At 70.0% G+C, this 17,700-nt stretch carries 18 protein-coding genes; 8 read left to right on the top strand and 10 right to left on the bottom strand.

The window, feature by feature from the left end; translation table 11 throughout:
* Positions 1-199 precede the first annotated feature (199 nt).
* Entirely contained in the window at positions 200-1,435 is a 1,236-nt protein-coding gene (locus tag FDZ84_RS21405; RefSeq protein WP_168587355.1) for a class I SAM-dependent RNA methyltransferase, read from the bottom strand.
* On the bottom strand, positions 1,407-3,434 hold the full coding sequence (locus FDZ84_RS21400) for an APC family permease (RefSeq protein ID WP_168587354.1): 2,028 nt from the start codon (positions 3,432-3,434) through the stop codon (positions 1,407-1,409). The genes FDZ84_RS21405 and FDZ84_RS21400 overlap by 29 nt, the downstream gene beginning before the upstream one ends.
* Positions 3,435-3,660: 226 nt before the next feature.
* Between FDZ84_RS21400 and FDZ84_RS21395 the strand changes: the two genes are divergently transcribed.
* Positions 3,661-4,326 (top strand): TrkA family potassium uptake protein, encoded by a 666-nt coding sequence (locus FDZ84_RS21395; protein WP_168587353.1) that lies wholly within the window; start codon positions 3,661-3,663, stop codon positions 4,324-4,326.
* Positions 4,326-4,997, top strand: a complete 672-nt coding sequence (locus FDZ84_RS21390) for a TrkA family potassium uptake protein (protein WP_168587352.1) — start codon at positions 4,326-4,328, stop codon at positions 4,995-4,997. The genes FDZ84_RS21395 and FDZ84_RS21390 overlap by 1 nt, the downstream gene beginning before the upstream one ends.
* A 96-nt stretch (positions 4,998-5,093) precedes the next feature.
* Here the strand turns inward: FDZ84_RS21390 and FDZ84_RS21385 are convergent, their stop codons facing one another.
* From FDZ84_RS21385 to dut, 4 genes are all read right to left on the bottom strand, one after another.
* Complete coding sequence (locus FDZ84_RS21385) at positions 5,094-5,831, bottom strand: DUF3159 domain-containing protein (RefSeq protein ID WP_168587351.1); 738 nt, start codon at positions 5,829-5,831, stop codon at positions 5,094-5,096.
* Positions 5,828-6,205 carry an OB-fold nucleic acid binding domain-containing protein gene (locus tag FDZ84_RS21380; protein ID WP_168587350.1) on the bottom strand — a complete coding sequence of 126 codons (378 nt, stop codon included), beginning with the start codon at positions 6,203-6,205 and terminating at the stop codon, positions 5,828-5,830. The genes FDZ84_RS21385 and FDZ84_RS21380 overlap by 4 nt, the downstream gene beginning before the upstream one ends.
* Positions 6,206-6,398: 193 nt before the next feature.
* A complete protein-coding gene (locus tag FDZ84_RS21375) occupies positions 6,399-7,037 on the bottom strand; it encodes a DUF3710 domain-containing protein (RefSeq protein WP_168587349.1) in 639 nt (212 codons plus the stop codon).
* Between the two features lie 4 nt (positions 7,038-7,041).
* Positions 7,042-7,533 carry a dUTP diphosphatase gene (gene dut, locus FDZ84_RS21370; protein WP_168587348.1) on the bottom strand — a complete coding sequence of 164 codons (492 nt, stop codon included), beginning with the start codon at positions 7,531-7,533 and terminating at the stop codon, positions 7,042-7,044.
* Positions 7,534-7,557: 24 nt separating this feature from the next.
* On the opposite strand from dut, the gene FDZ84_RS21365 reads away from it, so the two are divergent.
* Complete coding sequence (locus FDZ84_RS21365) at positions 7,558-8,058, top strand: DUF3093 domain-containing protein (RefSeq protein ID WP_210435033.1); 501 nt, start codon at positions 7,558-7,560, stop codon at positions 8,056-8,058.
* A gap of 209 nt (positions 8,059-8,267) precedes the next feature.
* On the opposite strand, the gene FDZ84_RS21360 is transcribed toward FDZ84_RS21365, so the two are convergent.
* The gene (locus FDZ84_RS21360) at positions 8,268-8,567 is read right to left on the bottom strand and encodes a DUF4193 domain-containing protein (RefSeq protein WP_010695032.1); all 300 of its coding nucleotides are present in this window, start codon (positions 8,565-8,567) and stop codon (positions 8,268-8,270) included.
* Positions 8,568-9,046: 479 nt separating this feature from the next.
* On the opposite strand from FDZ84_RS21360, the gene cei reads away from it, so the two are divergent.
* Positions 9,047-9,739 (top strand): envelope integrity protein Cei, encoded by a 693-nt coding sequence (gene cei / locus FDZ84_RS21355; protein ID WP_210435032.1) that lies wholly within the window; start codon positions 9,047-9,049, stop codon positions 9,737-9,739.
* Between the two features lie 87 nt (positions 9,740-9,826).
* Here the strand turns inward: cei and FDZ84_RS21350 are convergent, their stop codons facing one another.
* Positions 9,827-10,618, bottom strand: a complete 792-nt coding sequence (locus tag FDZ84_RS21350; RefSeq protein WP_168587346.1) for an inositol monophosphatase family protein — start codon at positions 10,616-10,618, stop codon at positions 9,827-9,829.
* A gap of 102 nt (positions 10,619-10,720) precedes the next feature.
* Here FDZ84_RS21350 and ppgK point away from each other — a divergent pair, with 102 nt between their 5' ends.
* The 4 genes from ppgK (at position 10,721) to FDZ84_RS21330 (ending at position 14,292) form a co-directional block, all read left to right on the top strand.
* Positions 10,721-11,482, top strand: a complete 762-nt coding sequence (gene ppgK, locus FDZ84_RS21345) for a polyphosphate--glucose phosphotransferase (protein WP_168587345.1) — start codon at positions 10,721-10,723, stop codon at positions 11,480-11,482.
* Positions 11,483-11,704: 222 nt separating this feature from the next.
* Positions 11,705-13,126 (top strand): RNA polymerase sigma factor, encoded by a 1,422-nt coding sequence (locus tag FDZ84_RS21340; protein WP_246869205.1) that lies wholly within the window; start codon positions 11,705-11,707, stop codon positions 13,124-13,126.
* A 167-nt stretch (positions 13,127-13,293) separates the two neighbouring features.
* Positions 13,294-13,584, top strand: coding sequence for a DUF2457 domain-containing protein (locus FDZ84_RS21335; protein WP_168587343.1), 291 nt, complete (start codon positions 13,294-13,296; stop codon positions 13,582-13,584).
* Positions 13,585-14,106: 522 nt separating this feature from the next.
* Positions 14,107-14,292: a hypothetical protein gene (locus tag FDZ84_RS21330; protein WP_168587342.1), complete on the top strand. Its 186-nt coding sequence runs from the start codon at positions 14,107-14,109 to the stop codon at positions 14,290-14,292.
* Positions 14,293-14,446: 154 nt separating this feature from the next.
* On the opposite strand, the gene FDZ84_RS21325 is transcribed toward FDZ84_RS21330, so the two are convergent.
* Both FDZ84_RS21325 and FDZ84_RS21320 read right to left on the bottom strand, forming a co-directional pair.
* Complete coding sequence (locus tag FDZ84_RS21325) at positions 14,447-15,658, bottom strand: cysteine desulfurase-like protein (RefSeq protein WP_168587341.1); 1,212 nt, start codon at positions 15,656-15,658, stop codon at positions 14,447-14,449.
* 72 nt (positions 15,659-15,730) lie between these two features.
* The gene (locus FDZ84_RS21320; protein ID WP_168587340.1) at positions 15,731-17,500 is read right to left on the bottom strand and encodes a DEAD/DEAH box helicase; all 1,770 of its coding nucleotides are present in this window, start codon (positions 17,498-17,500) and stop codon (positions 15,731-15,733) included.
* Between the last annotated feature and the right edge of the window lie 200 nt (positions 17,501-17,700).

Below are 17,700 nucleotides of genomic sequence, written 5' to 3'. Positions count from 1 at the left end.
CCGTTTCTGGGACCGGGCGTCCGCCGGCACCCGGTGCGCGGCAATCTCAACCGCGCCCCACCGGCTGGACCCGCAGTTCCGGTCGGAACCGCGGTCCCCCGAACGCTTGCGCGGCCCGCTGCGCAAGTCAACGACCCGCACGTCGCCCCGCGACGACAGCTCGCCGTCGAACGGAACAGCGCGAGCCGGGAAACGGCGCTCAGCCGACCGGCTCCAGCAAAGCGATGCACTCGATGTGGTGCGTCATCGGGAAGGCGTCGAAGGCCTCCAGCTCGGTCATCCGGTAGCCGCGCTCCGCGAACAACCCCACGTCCCGCGCCAGCGCCGCCGGATCGCACGCGACGTGCACGATCCGCGCCGGGCGACGCGACGTCACCGCGTCCACCACATCCCGACCGGCGCCCTTGCGCGGCGGGTCCAGCACCACGACGTCCGGGGTCGGCAGGTCCTCGTCGGTGGCCAAATCCTCCACCATGCCCGCGCGGAACGACACCTGCGGCAGGTCCCGCAGGTTCGCCACCGCGTCCTCCACCGCACGCCTCGACGACTCGACCAGCACCACCGAACCCGCCGGGCCGACCTGCTCCGCGAGCGGCGCCGCGAACAAGCCCACCCCGCCGTAGAGATCCCAGGCCACGCCACCCTCCGGCGCTGCCGCCAGGCGCGAAACCACCTCGGTGAAGGTGTCCGGCGCGGCCTTGTGCACCTGCCAGAAGCCCTGCACGGCAACGTCGAAAGGACGCCCGCCCGCGGATTCGCGAGCCACCCCGCTGCCCTGCACCTGCCTGGCGACGGCGCGCGCGTGACGCCGCTGCGGCTTGTTGTCCACGGCGGTCACGTGCACCTCGCCCGCGGCATCGGCCGCCACCGTCAGCTCCGCACCCGGGCGCCACCGGCGGTTTGTGACCTCGCTCAGCGCGCCCTCGACGGTGATCGGGCAGTCCTCGACCGGGAGCACCCGGTGGCTGCGGTGCGCGCGGAATCCCGCCTGTCCCTTGCGGTCCACGGCCAGCCGCGCCCGGCTCCGCCAACGCAGCAACCCACCGGGCAGTTCCCGCACCCGCACTGGCCAGTCGATCCCGGCGATACGTTGCAGCTGCTCGGCGATCACCGCGGCCTTGAGCTCCCGCTGCGTCTCGCCGGCGGCGTGCTGCCAGTCGCAGCCACCGCACCGGTCGCGACCGAGCGCCATGTCCGCCAGCGGGCACGGCGGGCTCACCCGGCCCTCCGCCGCGGTCAGCACCTCGACCGCATCGGCCCGGCAAAAGCCGCCGCCGGCGTCCTCGGTGACCTCGGCGACGACGACCTCGCCGGGCAACGCGTGGCGGACGAACACCACCCGGCCCTCGTACCGGGCCACGCAATGGCCGCCGTGCGCGACCGGCCCGATCTCGATCTCCAGCCGCCTACCGGTCCAGTCCGGCCTTTCGGTCACTGCTCACCTTCCCGTTCGTACCCAGCCCGCGCCGGGTCGCGCCCGGCATCGAGGTGAGCTGCTTCTGGCGGACCCGCGTGGACGACTCCAGCTGCCACGGCACGCTGGTGACCATCACGCCCGGCTGGAACAGCAGTCGGCTCTTCAGCCGCAGCGCGCTCTGGTTGTGCAGCAGTTGCTCCCACCAGTGGCCGACGACGTATTCGGGGATGAACACGGTCACCACGTCGCGCGGGCTGTCCCGCCGGATCCGCTTAACGTATTCCAGCACCGGCCGGGTGATCTCCCGGTACGGCGATTCAAGCACCTTCAACGGCACTGGGAGATTCTCCGCCTCCCAGCGCTTCGTCAGCTCGCGGGTGTCCTCGTCGTCGACGTTGACTGTGACGCCTTCGAGCGCGTCCGGCCGGGTGGCGCGCGCGTAGGCGATCGCCCGCATGGTCGGCAGGTGCAGCTTGGAGACCAGGATCAGGGCGTGGTTGCGCGACGGCAGCACCGCGTCCGCCTCCTGCTGCTTGAGCTCCTCGCCGACCCGATCGTAGTGCCGGTGGATGGCCGTCATCAGCACGTAGATCGCGGCCATCGCGGCGATCGCGATCCAGGCGCCGTGGGTGAACTTGGTGATCAGCACGATCACCAGCACGCTGGCCGTCATGAACAGGCCGAAAGTGTTGATCATCTGCGCGCGGCGCATCCGCCGCCGCGCCTGCGGATCGGTCTCCTTGCCCAGCAGCCGGTTCCAGTGCCGGATCATGCCGCTCTGGCTGAGCACGAAAGACACGAACACGCCGACGATGTAGAGCTGAATCAGCCGGGTGACCTCGGCCTCGAAGGCGAACACCAGGATGATCGCCCCGGCGGCCAGGAACAGGATGCCGTTGGAGAACGCCAGCCGGTCGCCGCGGGTGTGCAGCTGGCGAGGCAGGAACCGGTCCTGCGCCAGGATCGAACCCAGCACCGGGAAACCGTTGAACGCCGTGTTGGCGGCCAGCACCAGGATCAGGCCGGTGAAAAACACCAGGTACCAGACGCCGGGCGGGAAGCCCGCGAACACCGCGCCCGCCAGCTGCGCGACCAACGTCTTCTGCTCGTAACCGGGCGGCGCGCCGATCAGCTGGCGCGCCGGGTCCTCGGCGATCACCGCGCCGGTGATCTGGGCCAGCATCAGCAGCCCCATGAACATCGTGACCGCGAGGCCACCCATCAGCGCCAGCGTGGTGGCCGCGTTGCGGGACTTCGGCTTTCGGAAGGCCGGCACCCCGTTGCTGATCGCCTCGACACCGGTCAGCGCCGCGCTGCCGGAGGAGAACGCCCGCAGCACCAGGAACACGAACGCCACCCCGGCCATCTGGGTTTCGTCCGGCAAGATCTGGAAGTTCGCGCTCTCGGCCGGCATCTCCTGGTCGAGTACGAAGGTGCGGAAGAAGCCCCAGCCGATCATGCCGAGGACGCCGATCACGAAGGCGTAGGTCGGGATCGCGAACAGCGAACCGGACTCGCGGACGCCGCGCAGGTTCAGCGCGGTCAGCAGCGCGATCGCACCGACGGCGAACAGCACCTTGTGCTGCGCGACGAACGGGATGACCGAGCCGATGTTCGCGGCGGCCGAGGAGATCGACACCGCGACCGTGAGGATGTAGTCGACCAGCAGGGCGCTGGCCACCACCAGCCCCCACCGGGGGCCGTGGTTGACGGAGGCCACCTCGTAGTCGCCGCCGCCGGAGGTGTAGGCGCGCACGTTCTGCCGGTAGGAGGCGACCACCGTGACCATCACGAGCGCGACCAGGATCCCGATCCACGGGCTCACCGCGAAGGCGGACACGCCGGCCACCGAGAGCACCAGGAGGATCTCTTCGGGCGCGTAGGCGACGCTCGACATGGCGTCGGAGGAGAACACCGGCAGTGCGATGCGCTTGGGCAGCAGCGTGTGCGCGAGGCGATCGCTGCGGAACGGGCGACCGACGATCAACCGTTTCGCCGCGGTTGCGAGCTTGGACACGGCACAGAGCGTAAGCGCAAAGGTGGGTCGGCAGGCGACCCTGGCCACCGGAATTCCTCTCAGGTCACATCCGGACCTCCGCCCTGCCCACGTAGACGCCTCACCCGGTACGGTGCAGCAGCCCGGAACCGACGGGCGCGAACCGGACCGGACCCGCGTCCGTGAAGGTACGGTCGGCAGACGATCGCGAGGTCGTCGCCAGAACCCGCAGCGAGGAGACAGCGTCGTGCACGTGGTGATCATGGGTTGCGGCCGGGTCGGGGCCTCCCTGGCCGCGGCCCTGCAACGGCTCGATCACACCGTGGCCGTGGTGGACAAGAACCCGCAGGCGTTCCACCGCCTGGGCAAGGACTTCCGCGGCCAGCAGGTCACCGGCAACGGCTTCGACCGCGACATCCTGGTCGAAGCGGGGATCGAGCAGGCGGCCGCCTTCGCCGCGGTGTCCAACGGGGACAACTCCAACATCGTCTCGGCCCGGGTGGCCCGCGAGACCTTCGGCGTCGAGCACGTCGTGGCGCGGATCTACGACCCGAAGCGCGCCGAGGTCTACCAGCGGCTGGGCATCCCCACGGTGGCCACGGTGCCGTGGACGACCGACCGGTTCCTGCGCATGCTGCTGCCCGAAGGCGTCGCCACGGCGTGGCGGGAGCCCTCCGGCACCGTCGCGGTCCTGCAGCTGCCACTCGACGACGGCTGGGTCGGCCGCCGGGTCGCCGAGCTGGAGGCCACCACCGGCGCCCGGGTCGCGTTCATAATGCGGTTTGGCAACGGGGTGCTCCCGGACGCCAAGACCGTCATCCAGGCCGACGACACGGTTTACGTGGCGGCGCTGTCCGGCACCGTCACCGACGTCACGGCGGCGGCCCGCCGCACCCCCGAGGAGAGCGAGTAATGCGCATCGCGATCGCGGGCGCCGGCGCGGTCGGCCAGTCCATCGCGCGGGAGCTGCTCGAAGGCGACCACGAGGTCCTGCTGATCGAGCGGAGCGTCCAGAACTACCACCCGCAGAACATCCGCGGCGCGGAGTGGATGCTCGCCGACGCTTGCGAGCTGGCGTCGCTGGAGGAAGCCGGGCTGGAGTCCTGCGACGTGGTCATCGCGGCCACCGGCGACGACAAGGTCAACCTGGTGGTTTCGCTGCTTTCGAAGACGGAGTTCGCGGTGCGCCGCGTGGTGGCCCGCGTCAACGACCCGCTCAACGAGTGGCTGTTCACCGAGGCGTGGGGCGTTGACGTCGCGGTGTCCACGCCCCGGATGCTGGCCGCGATGGTTGAGGAGGCCGTCAACGTCGGCGACCTCGTGCGGCTGATGACGCTGCGCCAGGGCCAGGCCAACCTGGTCGAGGTGACGCTGCCGGACACCACCCCGCTGGCCGGGCGCCGGGTCCGCGACCTGAAGCTGCCCTCCGATGCGGCGCTGGTCACCATCCTGCGCGGCGGCCGGGTGATCGTCCCGCAGGCCGACGACCCGCTGGAGGCGGGAGACGAAATGCTGTTCGTGGCCACCGCCGACGTCGAGCAGCAGATCCGGGCGATCATCCACGACCGCCAACCCACCGACTGACGGACGGGAGGTGGCGATTTCGCGCGAAATCGACGTTCGGCACGCCTGGCAGGTGGCGATTTCGCGCGAAATCGCCGGGTCGTCAGAGCACCGGGGTCAGCCCATCGAGGGCTTGGAGTCGAGGGTTCCGGCCTGCCCGGCCTCGGCCTTCTCCTGCTCGGCGACCTTCGCGGCGCGGCGGATCGCCCAGACCGTGACGATCAGCGCCAGGCCGGTCAGCGGGTAGCCCATCGCGATCCGGGCGAACGCCAGCCAGCCGGTCTGGTCCGAGTCATACAGCCACTGCTGCACCACGTACTTCGCGGCGAACACCACGGTCCAGGCCAGCGTCGCCAGGTCGTAGCCGCGCAGCGCTCGACGCTGCTTGCGCCAGGAGAAGCCCAGCCCGTTCAGCGCCGACCAGGCCACGCCGACCAGCGGCCAGCGGGCCAGCACCGACACCAGGAACACCCCGCCGTAGATCAGGCTCGTCCAGATGCCCAGCAGGAAGAAGCCCTTGGCGTCGCCGGAGCGGTAGGCGATGAACGAGCACACCGCGACCCCGAGAACACCGGAGATGGCCGGCTGCAGCGGTTCCTTGCGCACCATCCGGAAGATCGCGATCGCGATCGCCACGCCGATCGCCGACCAGATCGCCGGCATCAGCGAGGTGAAGGAGCTGACCAGTACGAAGACCACGATCGGGACCGCCGAGTAGGCCAGCCCCCCGACGCCGCCCATCTGTTCGAGCAGGGTCTTCTCGGGGGCGGCGGCCCGCTGCGCGGTCTGGTCCGGCTGGTGGTCGGCCGCGTCCTGGGCGGGCAGCCCGGCGGCGGATGCGTCGCGTTCGCTCATGCGGTGTTCTGCAACTCGTAGTAGGGGTTGTAAAGCACCTTGCGCCCGTCGCGGACCGCGATCCGGCCCCGGGCCTTGATGATGCGTCCCGGTTCGATCCCGGTAATCCGGCGGCGCCCCAGCCAGACCAAGGTCACATCCTCGGTGCCGTCGTACAACTCGGCCTCCAGCGTCGGGGCCGATGCCTTCGGGCACAGGCCCACGCTGCGCACCCGGCCGAGCACCACGGCCTCCTGCCCGCACTGGCAGTCGCTCGCGCGCTGGGCTCCACCGGCCTGGGACCGCTGCGAGAGGTCGTCGGCGTCAAGCTCGGCGACGTCGCTGGTCAGGCGGCGTACGAGGCGACGCCAGTAGCCGCCGTCGGTCTTGCTCATCTAGCGCTCCTGTGCGCTTCCGGGGCTCGACTCGCAGCCCGTGCACCCCCAGCGTAGCCGTCCGCAACGGCGTCGTCGCGGGCCCTGCGGGATTACGAACTTGACCCGCCCGATCGGCTATTCCGTGATCCACCGGAAACGCGCGAAACGGAAGAACAGGAATTTTCCCGTTTCGGGCCCGGTCGAACCGGTTTCAGCCCGGTTGGCCGTTGTTCTGGGCCTGGGCCTGCTGAATGTGGCGCAGGATCGCCTCCGGCAGCTGGATCGGCAGCGGCGTGCGCACCGGCATCGGTTCGGCACCGCGTACCACGATGGTCTCGTCGAGGACCGCGTACAGCAGTTTCGTGCACTCCTCGGCGTGCTCCGCCGGTCCGGCCGCGACGCCGCGCAGCAGCCACCTCGGGCCGTCCACCCCGACGAACCGCAGCGCCGCCTTCGGCGAGTCGGCCACCAGCTCGGTTCCCCAGTCGCCCCGCTCCGCGTGCACCTGGGCACCGTCCTTGCGCAGCTGGTCAGCGAGTTCCGCGCTGACCTCCGCCCACAGCCCGCTGCTGCGCGGCGCCGCGAACGCGCTGACCGTCAACCGGCCGACCTGCGTGACCAGGTGCACGGCGCGCACCGGGCCGGCCGGGTCGACCTCCACCTGCAGCTGGCCGCCGTCCGGCACCGGCAGCCGCACCGAACCGAGGTCGAGCCGCTCCACCTGGTCGTCGGGCGCCTCGCTCTCGTCGAACGGACCACCTTCCGCGAAGTCCTGCTCCTCGGCGCTCAGCTCCGCGTCCGCAGCGGCGTCATCGGCGCGTTTGCCGTGCCCGCGGCCCCATCCGAACATCCCCTCAGCCCTCCGTCCTGTGGCCGGCCTCGGCCCCCGAGACCGCCAGCACCTCGTGCCCACCGGTGGACCCGTAGCCCCCGGCACCTCGCTGTGACGCCGGCAGCTCGGCGACCTCCTGGAACACCGCCTGCTCGACCTTCTGCACGACGAGCTGGGCGATCCGGTCACCGCGCCGCAGCGACAGCGGTACCTCACGATCATGGTTGATCAGGCAGACCTTGATCTCACCGCGGTACCCAGAATCAACGGTGCCCGGTGCGTTGACCACGCTCAACCCCGCCTTGGCGGCCAAGCCCGAACGCGGGTGCACGAAACCCGCGTAGCCCTCAGGCAGCGCCACCGCGATACCCGTGCCTACCACGGCTCGTTCGCCGGGTTCGAGCACCACGTCGCTGGTGGTCACCAGATCCGCACCGGCGTCGCCTGGTTTCGCGTACGCGGGCAGCGGCACATCGGGGTCAAGTCGGGTCAGCAGGACCTTCACGTTCGACACGGGCGGCGAGACTACCCTGAAGCCGTGTCGGAAAGCGGAGAAGCGGTCAGCATCGCCGGGGACACCCCCGGTCAGGCGAATGCGGAGGGACGTCCGGTGTTCCGCGAACGGTTGTACGCGTCCTGGTGGACGTGGCCGTTGCCGGTGATCGGTGCCGCGATCATGGCCGCCACGGTGCACATGGGCTACCCGGGCGTGCGCGCGTGGTTGCCCTACGTCGTGCTCATCACGCTGGCCATCGCGATCCCGATCTGGCTGGGCCGGATCAAGGTCGAGGTCACCGGGGGTGAGCTGTGGGTCGGCGATGCCCACCTGCCGCTGCGGTTCATCGACGAGGTCGAGGTCATCACCCCCGCCGAGCAGCGGCAAGCGCTCGGCCCGGACCTGGACCCGGCCGCGTTCATGGTGCACCGCTCGTGGATCCGAACCTCGGTGCGGATCTGGTTGAACGACCCGGACGACCCCACCCCGTACTGGGTGGTCAGCACCCGGCGTCCCGAAGAACTTATCGCCGCCCTGAAGTAGGCGTGAACGCGGCGGGCGAGCGCTGACCGTCCCGAAATTACTTTCGAAACGGCGCAGCGACTCGGCTCGGCCCGCGCAAACCGGCACGGCCGCGCGTTCGTCGCACGACGACGCACGGCCGTGCGGGATCGGTCCGCAAAACAACTGGGCACACGCCGTCAGCGTGTGCCCAGCCACTTCCCGGTCTCGTCGACGCCCGGCCGCCTGGATCAGGCGGCACAGTCGCGGCAAACGGGCTGGCCGTTGCGGTTCTCGGCCAGCCGGCTGCGGTGGTGGACGAGGAAGCAGCTCGAGCAGGTGAACTCGTCAGCCTGCTTCGGGAGCACCTTGACGGTCATCTCCTCGCCGGACAGATCCGCGCCCGGCAGTTCGAAGTTCTCCGCGATCGCCCCTTCGTCCTCGTCGACGACGCCGGATTGCGCATCGTTGCGTCGCGCCTTCAGCTCCTCCAACGAGTCCTCGGCCAAGTCCTCGGACTCGCGGCGCGGAGCGTCGTAGTCGGTCGCCATCGTGATTCACCCCTGCGTTAGTGGAGACTGCAATGGTGTGCCGCTGGTAAACGTTCCAGGACCCGACTTTGTGCCCGCTGGCACAGTGATCGTGGTCTCGCCCTGCAACGCGTTCAGTTCCCCCGTTATGAGCGACTTGCCTCATCCGGCACTCCGTGAGGCGCCGAGAGGGTAGCTCATGCCGAGTCCGCGCACGCATCGGGTCACCCATAGGTGTGGTGTTCGATGCATCCGCGGGCTGTCGAAGATCAACCCTCCGGCGCCGCCCGGTCGCCTTCTTCGGTTGCCCAGCAATTCGCCTTGTGATGCGGTGCCCAGGCAGTTCACTCATCGGCATCGATTCAGCGGCCCACGCCCGGCGTCCGCGACACGGTGGCGACGTCCAGCGCCGCGCGACGCAAGTTGTACGCATAGGCTGATCTAGTGAAGACGGGCGCAGGCTGGTCGCAACATCGAGGGAGGGGCGGGACGTGTCAGCCGTGAGTGCAAGGTCGGGGCGACGAACCCGTTACCGGCGGCGTCGACCACTGCCCGCTCTGGCGGTGCTGGTCGGGCTCGTGGTGCTGTCCGGACTGCTGTGGACCCGGGTCTTCGACTCGGTGAAGGACATCGACGCCGCGACCACCTGCAACCCGCCCGGGATGCCGACCGCCGCGCCTCGGGGCGGAGAAACCACCGAACCGGTGCCGCTGGGTCAGATGCTGCCGCGCAACGCACTCGATTCGACCAACCCGATCCCGCCGCAGGACGTGCAGGTGCGGGTGCTCAACGGCAACGGCGAGACCCGGCAGGCGTCGCTGGTCAGCGACGAGCTCGCCAGCCTCGGCTTCGCCAAGGGCGGCGCGGATAACGATCCGGTCTACGTCGACTACGACCTAAAGTGCCACGGCCAGATCCGGTTCGGCGTTGCCGGGGTGAGCGGGGCGCGGACGCTGAGCCTCATCGCGCCATGCGCCCAGCTGGTGCGCGACGACCGCCACGACGCCAGCATCGACTTCGCGCTGGGGTCGGCCTTCGACGACATCAAGACCACCTCGGAAGCCAAGCAGGCGCTCCAGGAGTTGGAGAACTGGGTGCCGCAGCGGGACCAGCAGGGCGGGGCCCACCAAGAGGTGACACCGCCGCAGATCGATAGCGAGCTGCTCAACAAGGCCCGCGAAGTGCACTGCTGACGCAACAGTTCCGAGCGAAGGACACCTCCACCCGCTGCCCCGGGAGGCAGCGAGCAGGGGCGCCCTCCACCTGTCATCCGCCGATGGTCAGACGCGTCCGGCATCGGCGCGGAGCAGCGCGTCGGTCAGCTCCCCCGCGATCCCCGGCGCAGCGCAGACGATCATCCCGTCGCCCAAGCCGTCGGTCGACCCCGGCTGTGGCAGCCGCAGTTCCGCACCGGCCTCGGCGGCGATCAGCGCACCAGCCGCCCAGTCCCACCGGTTGAGGCCGACCTCGTACATGCCGTCCAACCAGCCCGCGCCGACGGCGCACAGGTCCAGCGACGCCACCCCGGCCCGCCGGATGTCGCGCACCTGGCCCAGCAGCCGACCGAGCACCTGGGCCTGCGCCGTGCGGCGCTCCACGGAGTAGGCGAACCCGGTGCCGATCAGCGACAGGTCGAGCCGGTCGGCGTTCGAGACCCGCAGCGGGCGGCCGTCCAGGAAGGCGCCGTGCCCGGCGGCGGCGCTCCACACCCGGCCGGAAACCGGCTCCACCACCGCACCGGCCACCGAACGCCCGTCGAGCTGCGCGGCGAGCGAAACGGAGTACCAGGGGAAGCCGTACAGGTAGTTGACGGTGCCGTCGATCGGGTCGACCACCCAGCGCAGCCCTTCGAGCGCGCCTTCGCCGCCTTCCTCCTCTCCCAGCACCGACTCGCCGGGCCGCAGCTGCGCCAGCCTCTCCCGTACGAGTCGCTCCACCGCTCGATCACCTGCCGTGACGACATCGGTCTCGGTACTCTTCGTATGAACCGCACTATTGGTGACCGCTTCGTCACGCACCGTACGGGCCAGATCTGCGGCCTCGCGAGCAATCCGCACCGCTACCTGGCACAAGTCTTTTGCGTCTACTTCTGCTGCCAATCCCACGTTCACATCGCAACACAACCCGGTTAAGGTCTGCACACCCTCATCTGAATCGAGTAGGAAGGATTAGCCATGGCGACTGCCCGCGGTTTCGGCGTTGATATCGGCGGGTCGGGCATCAAGGGCTGCCCGGTCGACATCGACGGTGGCGTGCTGGCCGAGGAGCGGATGCGGATCTCCACCCCGCAGCCCTCGACCCCGTCCGCCGTGGCGGATGCCGTGGCGGAGATCGTCGAGAAGTTCTCCTGGACTGGTCCGGTCGGCGTCACGCTGCCCTGCGTGATCAAGGACGGCACCGCGTTCACCGCGGCGAACATCGACAAGGGCTGGATCGGTACGGACGCCCAGGAGCTGTTCGCGGAGCGGCTCGGCCGCACCCGGGACGACGTGCTGGTGCTCAACGACGCCGACGCCGCCGGCACCGCGGAGATGCGCAGCGGGGCCGGCGCCGGTCACCGCGGCCTCGTGGTGGTGCTGACCTTCGGCACCGGCATCGGCAGCGCCATGTTCGTGGACGGCAAGCTGGTGCCCAATACCGAGTTCGGGCACATCGAGGTGGACGGTCGCGACGCGGAGAAACAGGCCGCGGCCTCGGTGAAAGACGACCTGGAGCTGACCTACGAGCAGTGGGCGCCGCGGGTCAGCCACTACATCCAGGCGCTCGAGAAGTTCATCTGGCCCGACCTGATCATCGCCGGCGGCGGGGTCAGCAGAAAGGGTCAAAAGTGGATTCCGCTGCTGGAGACCCGCACGCCCGTGGTGGCCGCGGCGCTCCGCAACGACGCGGGAATCGTCGGGGCCGCGACGGCAGTCGCGACCAGGCATAACACCTGATCTGCCGACCGCGTAGCACATGTCGGGACGCGCGGACTCCGCCTTGCAGCGGAACCGCACCCCCGCATCGCAGCTACAATGGAACACGGCCCACTTGATTCGAAGTCCTCGTCGAGGAAAAAGCCGAGGCAGGCACCGGGTGTTCCTCAACACAGCAGGGCTGAATCCGGTGGGTTGTTCCCCGACCTTTGGCGGCCGAGGTTTCGCGCCCTCCGGCCTGTCCTGATCGACCGTCGCGAAAGGGCGTACGTGGCAGCCGCAGAAACCGCAACCCGACGCTCCGCTGCAGCAACCGGCGGTGCCCAGTCCCAGTCGGGCCAGTCCCAGGCCACCCCAGCTTCGGAGGCGGCTGCTTCGTCTGACACCGAGCAGACGAACTCCACCGCCGCGCGCAAGAGCACTCCCAAGAGCTCGACGGGTGCGAAGTCGACGGCCCGCAAGACCACCGCCGCGAAGTCGGCGGGGGCCAAGAAGGGCGCCAAGGCCCCGGCTAAGAAGTCGACCAAGCCGGCTTCCGACAAGGGCAGCGGCGAGGGCATGGAGATCGACGAACCGATCGAGACCGACCTGACGTCCCCGGACGTCGGCGACCTCGCCGACGTCGAGGTGGAAATTCCGGAAGAGCCGGTTCCGGAGGAGGAGACCAAGGAATCCGGCGACTTCGTCTGGGACGAAGAGGAGTCCGAGGCGCTCCGGCAGGCGCGCAAGGACGCCGAACTGACGGCCTCCGCCGACTCGGTGCGCGCCTACCTGAAGCAGATCGGCAAGGTCGCGCTGCTCAACGCCGAGGAAGAGGTGGAGCTGGCCAAGCGCATCGAGGCCGGTCTCTACGGCGCGGAGCGGCTGCGGCAGGTCGAGGAGGCCGGCGAGCAGCTGACCACCCAGATGCGCCGCGACCTGCGCTGGATCGTGCGCGACGGCGAGCGGGCGAAGAACCACCTGCTGGAGGCGAACCTCCGCCTGGTCGTGAGCCTGGCCAAGCGCTACACCGGCCGCGGCATGGCGTTCCTGGACCTCATCCAGGAGGGCAACCTCGGCCTCATCCGCGCGGTGGAGAAGTTCGACTACACCAAGGGTTACAAGTTCTCCACATACGCGACCTGGTGGATCCGGCAGGCCATCACCCGCGCCATGGCCGACCAGGCCCGTACCATCCGCATCCCGGTGCACATGGTCGAGGTGATCAACAAGCTCGGCCGGATCCAGCGCGAGCTGCTGCAGGACCTGGGCCGCGAGCCCACGCCCGAAGAGCTCGCCAAGGAAATGGACATCACCCCGGAGAAGGTGCTGGAGATCCAGCAGTACGCCCGGGAACCCATCTCCCTGGACCAGACCATCGGCGACGAGGGCGACAGCCAGCTCGGTGACTTCATCGAGGACTCCGAGGCGGTCGTCGCGGTCGACGCGGTGTCGTTCACGCTGCTGCAGGACCAACTGCAGTCGGTGCTGGCGACGCTGTCCGAGCGGGAGGCCGGCGTGGTCCGGCTGCGGTTCGGGCTGACCGACGGCCAGCCGCGGACGCTGGACGAGATCGGCCAGGTCTACGGGGTGACCCGGGAGCGGATCCGGCAGATCGAGTCTAAGACGATGTCGAAGCTGCGCCACCCGTCCCGGTCCCAGGTGCTGCGCGACTACCTGGACTGAGTTTCATCTAGACCGATGCTGCCGACCCGCGAGCTCGCGGGTCGGCAGCATCGGTCTTTTCGGACGCCGAATCACCTCGGGACGTTCTGCCCGCGTCCATCCGGGCGTGGGAGGCCATCCTGGGGAAACCGAACCTCAAGAGGCAGCCTTACAAGGGGGTGCGCATCATGCCCGTTCGGTTCCGCGTCCTCGCGCTCACCTCATTCGCCGCCCTGGCCGTGCTGCTGGGGGCCGGCGCCGCGCTCCCCGCACGGGTGCCCACCGCAGCGGAACCACCGGCTTCGCCGCCCGTGCTGACCGACCAGGTGAAGCCGCTCGAGCTCCGCTCGGACCCGTCCGGCGCCACCGGCACGCCGGGGACCTCTGGCAGCGCCGGAATCGGCACCTCGGGCTCGAAGCCCGGGACCGCCGGAAACCCGGGGCACACCGTCACCCTTGAGTGGCCCAGGTCCCGCTGAGCCGATCTCCGCCCGGCGGTGAGCCGTCGCGCACGACCGGGAGCTACCAGTCGAGGCACATCGTTTGAGCGCGCCGTTGCGCGGGGTGCCCGAACTCTCGCTGGAGACACCGGAGAGGGCCGTCGGAGGGTACTTTCCCCTCCGAAACCGTCCACTTGGTGGGATTTCCTGTTCGCTTCCAGCGGAACCGGCGGCCGCGGAACGCGCCCGGCCTGTGATCTGAAACACCAAATTTTCGGATCCTGATCGGCATCGACCTCCGGAAACCGGCCTCACCAGGCATTATTTCCCCATGTCACAAGGTTTTCCGCGGTGTTGATCACGCTCCGCGAGCGGTGCTGCTACAACCGGGTACTTCATGGTGACGACCGTCGCCACCCGGCGCGGGAACACTGACTGGGGCCGCAGCGTCTGGAAGAGTGGAGCCAACGAGCACCGCTCCCGCAGCCAGTGGGCCGACGGTGGTCGTAGCAGGATCGAGGGCGTCGGGTGATTCCGACGCCGGGACGGAGGGAGATCACGATGCCGGGAACGCTCACCCGCCCCGAGCTGACCGCCGCCGACCGCTGCGACCGCTGCGGGGCCGCTGCGAAGCTTCGCGCCGTATTGCCATCCGGTAGCGAGCTTCTGTTCTGCGGGCACCACGCCCGTGCGTACGAGGCCGGGCTGCGCGAGGTGCAGGCCGACCTTCAGCAGGACGAGCAGTAAGAACCCGTCAGACCGACACCGGGCCCTCGCAGGTTCCCTGCGGGGGCTCGGTCGTTTGTTGCAGAGGTTCCGCGTGGTCAGGCCCCGTGAGCGTTTTACGGTGCCATCGCGCCCAGAAACACTCACGGCCGACTACCTGCGGAACCGCCCGTTCTCAGCTGGCGATTTCGGCCAGCGCGTCGAGCAGTCGTTGCACCTCCGACCGGCTCGTGTAGTGCGACAGGCTGGCCCGCACGCCGCCCTTCGGGCCGATGCCGAGGGCGTGCACCGCCTCCCAGGCGTACGAATGCCCGTAGGAGACGTTCAGACCGCGCTCGGCGAGCTGCTCCGCGACGGCCGCGGGTTCCTTCCCCGGGAGCCCGAAGAACGCCGTGGGAGTGCATGCGCCCTGCGGAGCGCCGTAGCGAACCACCCCGTCCAGCGCGGCGATCCCGTCGAACAGCGCCCGGGCCAGTTCGTCCTCGTGGGCCTGCACTGAGCGGCGAGAGACCGCCAGCCGCTCGGCCCGGCTGCCGTCGGCGTCGGAATCCAGCCCGGCCAGGTGCTCCACGGCGGCCACCACCCCGGCCAACGCGGCGAACGGGTTGGTGCCGAGCTCGAACCGCTCCGGCGAGGTGTCCGGCGAGGGCATGAGCTTGTCCGGGTGCAGGTTCTCCAGCGACCACGGGTCGGCGGCGACCACCGCGGCCAGGTGCGGCCCCGCCCACTTGTAGGCGCTGGTCGCGTAGAAGTCGGGGCCCAGGTCGGCCAGGCGCACGTGGGCGTGCGGGCAGTGCTGGACCCCGTCGACGTAGGACAGGGCGCCGACCTGCCTGGCCCGGTCGGTGATCGCCCGCAGGTCGGGCATGGTGCCCAGCACGTTCGAGGCCGCCGTGACGGCGACCAGTTTGGTGCGCTCGCCGATGAGGCTGGTGACGTGGTCGACGGGCAGCTCGCCCGTCGCGGGGTCCAGCTCCGCCATCCGCACGGCCGCACCCGCCCGCCGCGCGTGCTGCACCCAGGGGCGCACGTTGGCGTCGTGGTCCAGCTGTGTCACCACGATCTCGTCGCCGGGCCGCCAACCGGCGGCGAGCACGGCGGCGAACCGGTAGGTCAGGGCGGTCATGCTCGGGCCGAACACCACGCACGCGGGGTCCGGGGCACCCACCAGGTCGGCGACGGACGCCCGCGCCTCCGCGACGATCCCGGCAGCACGGCGGCTGGAGTCGTACGGGCCGCCCACGTTGGACATCCCGACCCGGTAAGCGTCGCTGACCACGTCGATCACCGGCTGCGGGACCTGGGTGCCCGCAGCGCCGTCCAACCACGCCCGACCGTCCGCCAACGCCGGATACTGCGCCCGGATCTTCTCCACGTCAAAAGCCATACCCCGACCCTATGAGACCGTGGCCGGCGACCGAACAGATCACCGCTGCACCATTCGGGTCCACCCGAGCGGTCACCAGGAACGCAGGGTTGCGATGCGCTCTTCGAGCTGTTCGACGGTGGCCATCGCGGTGGGCGGTCCGCCGCAGGTCTTCTGCAGCTCGTTGTAGATCTTGCCGTGCGGCTTCCGGGTGCGGTGGTGGTGTAGCGAAACGAGCGTGTTCAGCTCCTTGCGGAGCTTCTGCAACCGCTCCTGCACGGTCTGCGGCCGCGCGCGCTGCTCGGCCTGCTCAGCCACCTTCGCCGCCTTCGCCACCGCCTCGCGCTTACCGACGTCTTCCAGCTGCTGCTCCTGGCGCTGCCGCAGCAGCGCGCGCACCTGGTCGGGTTCCAGCAGGCCGGGCAGCCCGAGGTAGTCCTGCTCCTCCTCGGTCGTGCTGAACGCGGCCGTGCCGAACGACGAGCCGTCGTAGATCACCTGGTCCAGCTCGGCTTCGGCACCTAGCGAGGTGAACGCCTTCTCGTCCTCGCCGGGCTCGTCGCGCTTGCTGTTGGCCGCGGCCAGCAGCTCGTCGTCCCAGCCGTCCTTCTCCCGGTGCGGCTTGCCGAGCACGTGGTCCCGCTGTGCTTCCAGCTGGCTGGCCAGCTCAAGCAGCACCGGGACGCTCGGCAGGAAGATGCTCGCCGTCTCGCCCGGCCGCCGGGACCGCACGAACCGGCCCACGGCCTGCGCGAAGAACAGTGGCGTCGAGGAGCTCGTGGCGTAGACACCGACCGCCAGCCGCGGCACGTCGACGCCTTCGCTGACCATGCGGACCGCGACCATCCAGCGGTCCTCGGACTCGGCGAACTCGGCGATCCGCCCGGACGCCTGCGGGTCGTCGGAGAGCACCACCACCGGGTCGTGCCCGGTGAGCCTGTGCAGGGTCTTCGCGTAGGCCTTGGCCGTGACGTGGTCGGTGGCGATCACCAGGCCACCGGCGTCCGGGATGCCGCCCTTGCGCAGCTGCGTCAACCGGGTGTCGGCGGCCTGCAGCACCGTCGGGATCCACTCCCCCGCCGGGTCCAGGGCGGTCCGCCAGGCCCGCGCGGTCTGCTCGGCGGTCAGCGGCTCGCCGAGGCGGGCGCTGAACTCGTCGCCTGCGTTGGTGCGCCACCGGGCCTCGCCGGAGTACGCGAGGAACAGCACCGGCCGGACGACGCCGTCGTTGAGGGCGTCGGAGTAGCCGTAGGAGTGGTCCGGGCGGCTGCGCAGCGAGCCGTCGGCGTCGGGTTCGTAGCCGATGAACGGGATCGGCGAGTCGTCGCTGCGGAACGGGGTACCGGTCAACGACAGGCGCCGCACGGCCGGGGTGAACGCCTCCCGGATCGCATCGCCCCAGGACTTCGCGTCGCCCGCGTGGTGCACCTCATCGAGGATCACCAGCGTCTTGCGACGTTCGGTGCGCACCCGGTGCAGCGTCGAATGCGCCGCGACCTGCGCGTAGGTCACCACGACGCCGCGGTAGTCGCTGGAGGTGATGCCGTCGCTGTTGCGGAAGTTGGAGTCCAGCGGGATGCCCGCGCCGCCGGCGGCCAACGCCCACTGGTGCTTGAGGTGCTCGGTGGGAGCCACCACGGTCACCGCCTCAACCGTGCGGTCGGCCAGCAGCTCCGCGGCGACCCGCAGCCCGAAGGTCGTCTTGCCCGCGCCCGGCGTCGCGACCGCCAGGAAGTCCTGAGGCTTGCTCGACAGGTACTTGGTGAGGGCTCGCCGCTGCCAGGCGCGCAGTGGCCGGGAAGGAGCCTGCGAGGGGTCGCTGAGCACGGATCGCACGGAATGGTCGAGTTGCGCTTCGGACACGCCGGCTCGCCGCTCCTTCCTTCTGTCTCCCCTGCTGAATGGCGAGGGCGCGCCACTGCACAGCCCCGCGGCCGCCCGCACGCGCGATGGGCGTCGATCAACTCGAAGCGGGCCGCCGTGCAGCTTACCTTCCGGGTCCGGGCCGCACCGGATTGGCCGGAGGAGACCTGCACGACACTCCGCGTTCCCGGCGGTTTTGG

Source organism: Saccharopolyspora sp. ASAGF58, assembly GCF_012277335.1.
GTDB classification, from domain to species: domain Bacteria; phylum Actinomycetota; class Actinomycetes; order Mycobacteriales; family Pseudonocardiaceae; genus Saccharopolyspora; species Saccharopolyspora hattusasensis.
Note: the sequence above shows the minus strand (reverse complement) of the source record. Positions and strands in the feature narration are given on the sequence as shown.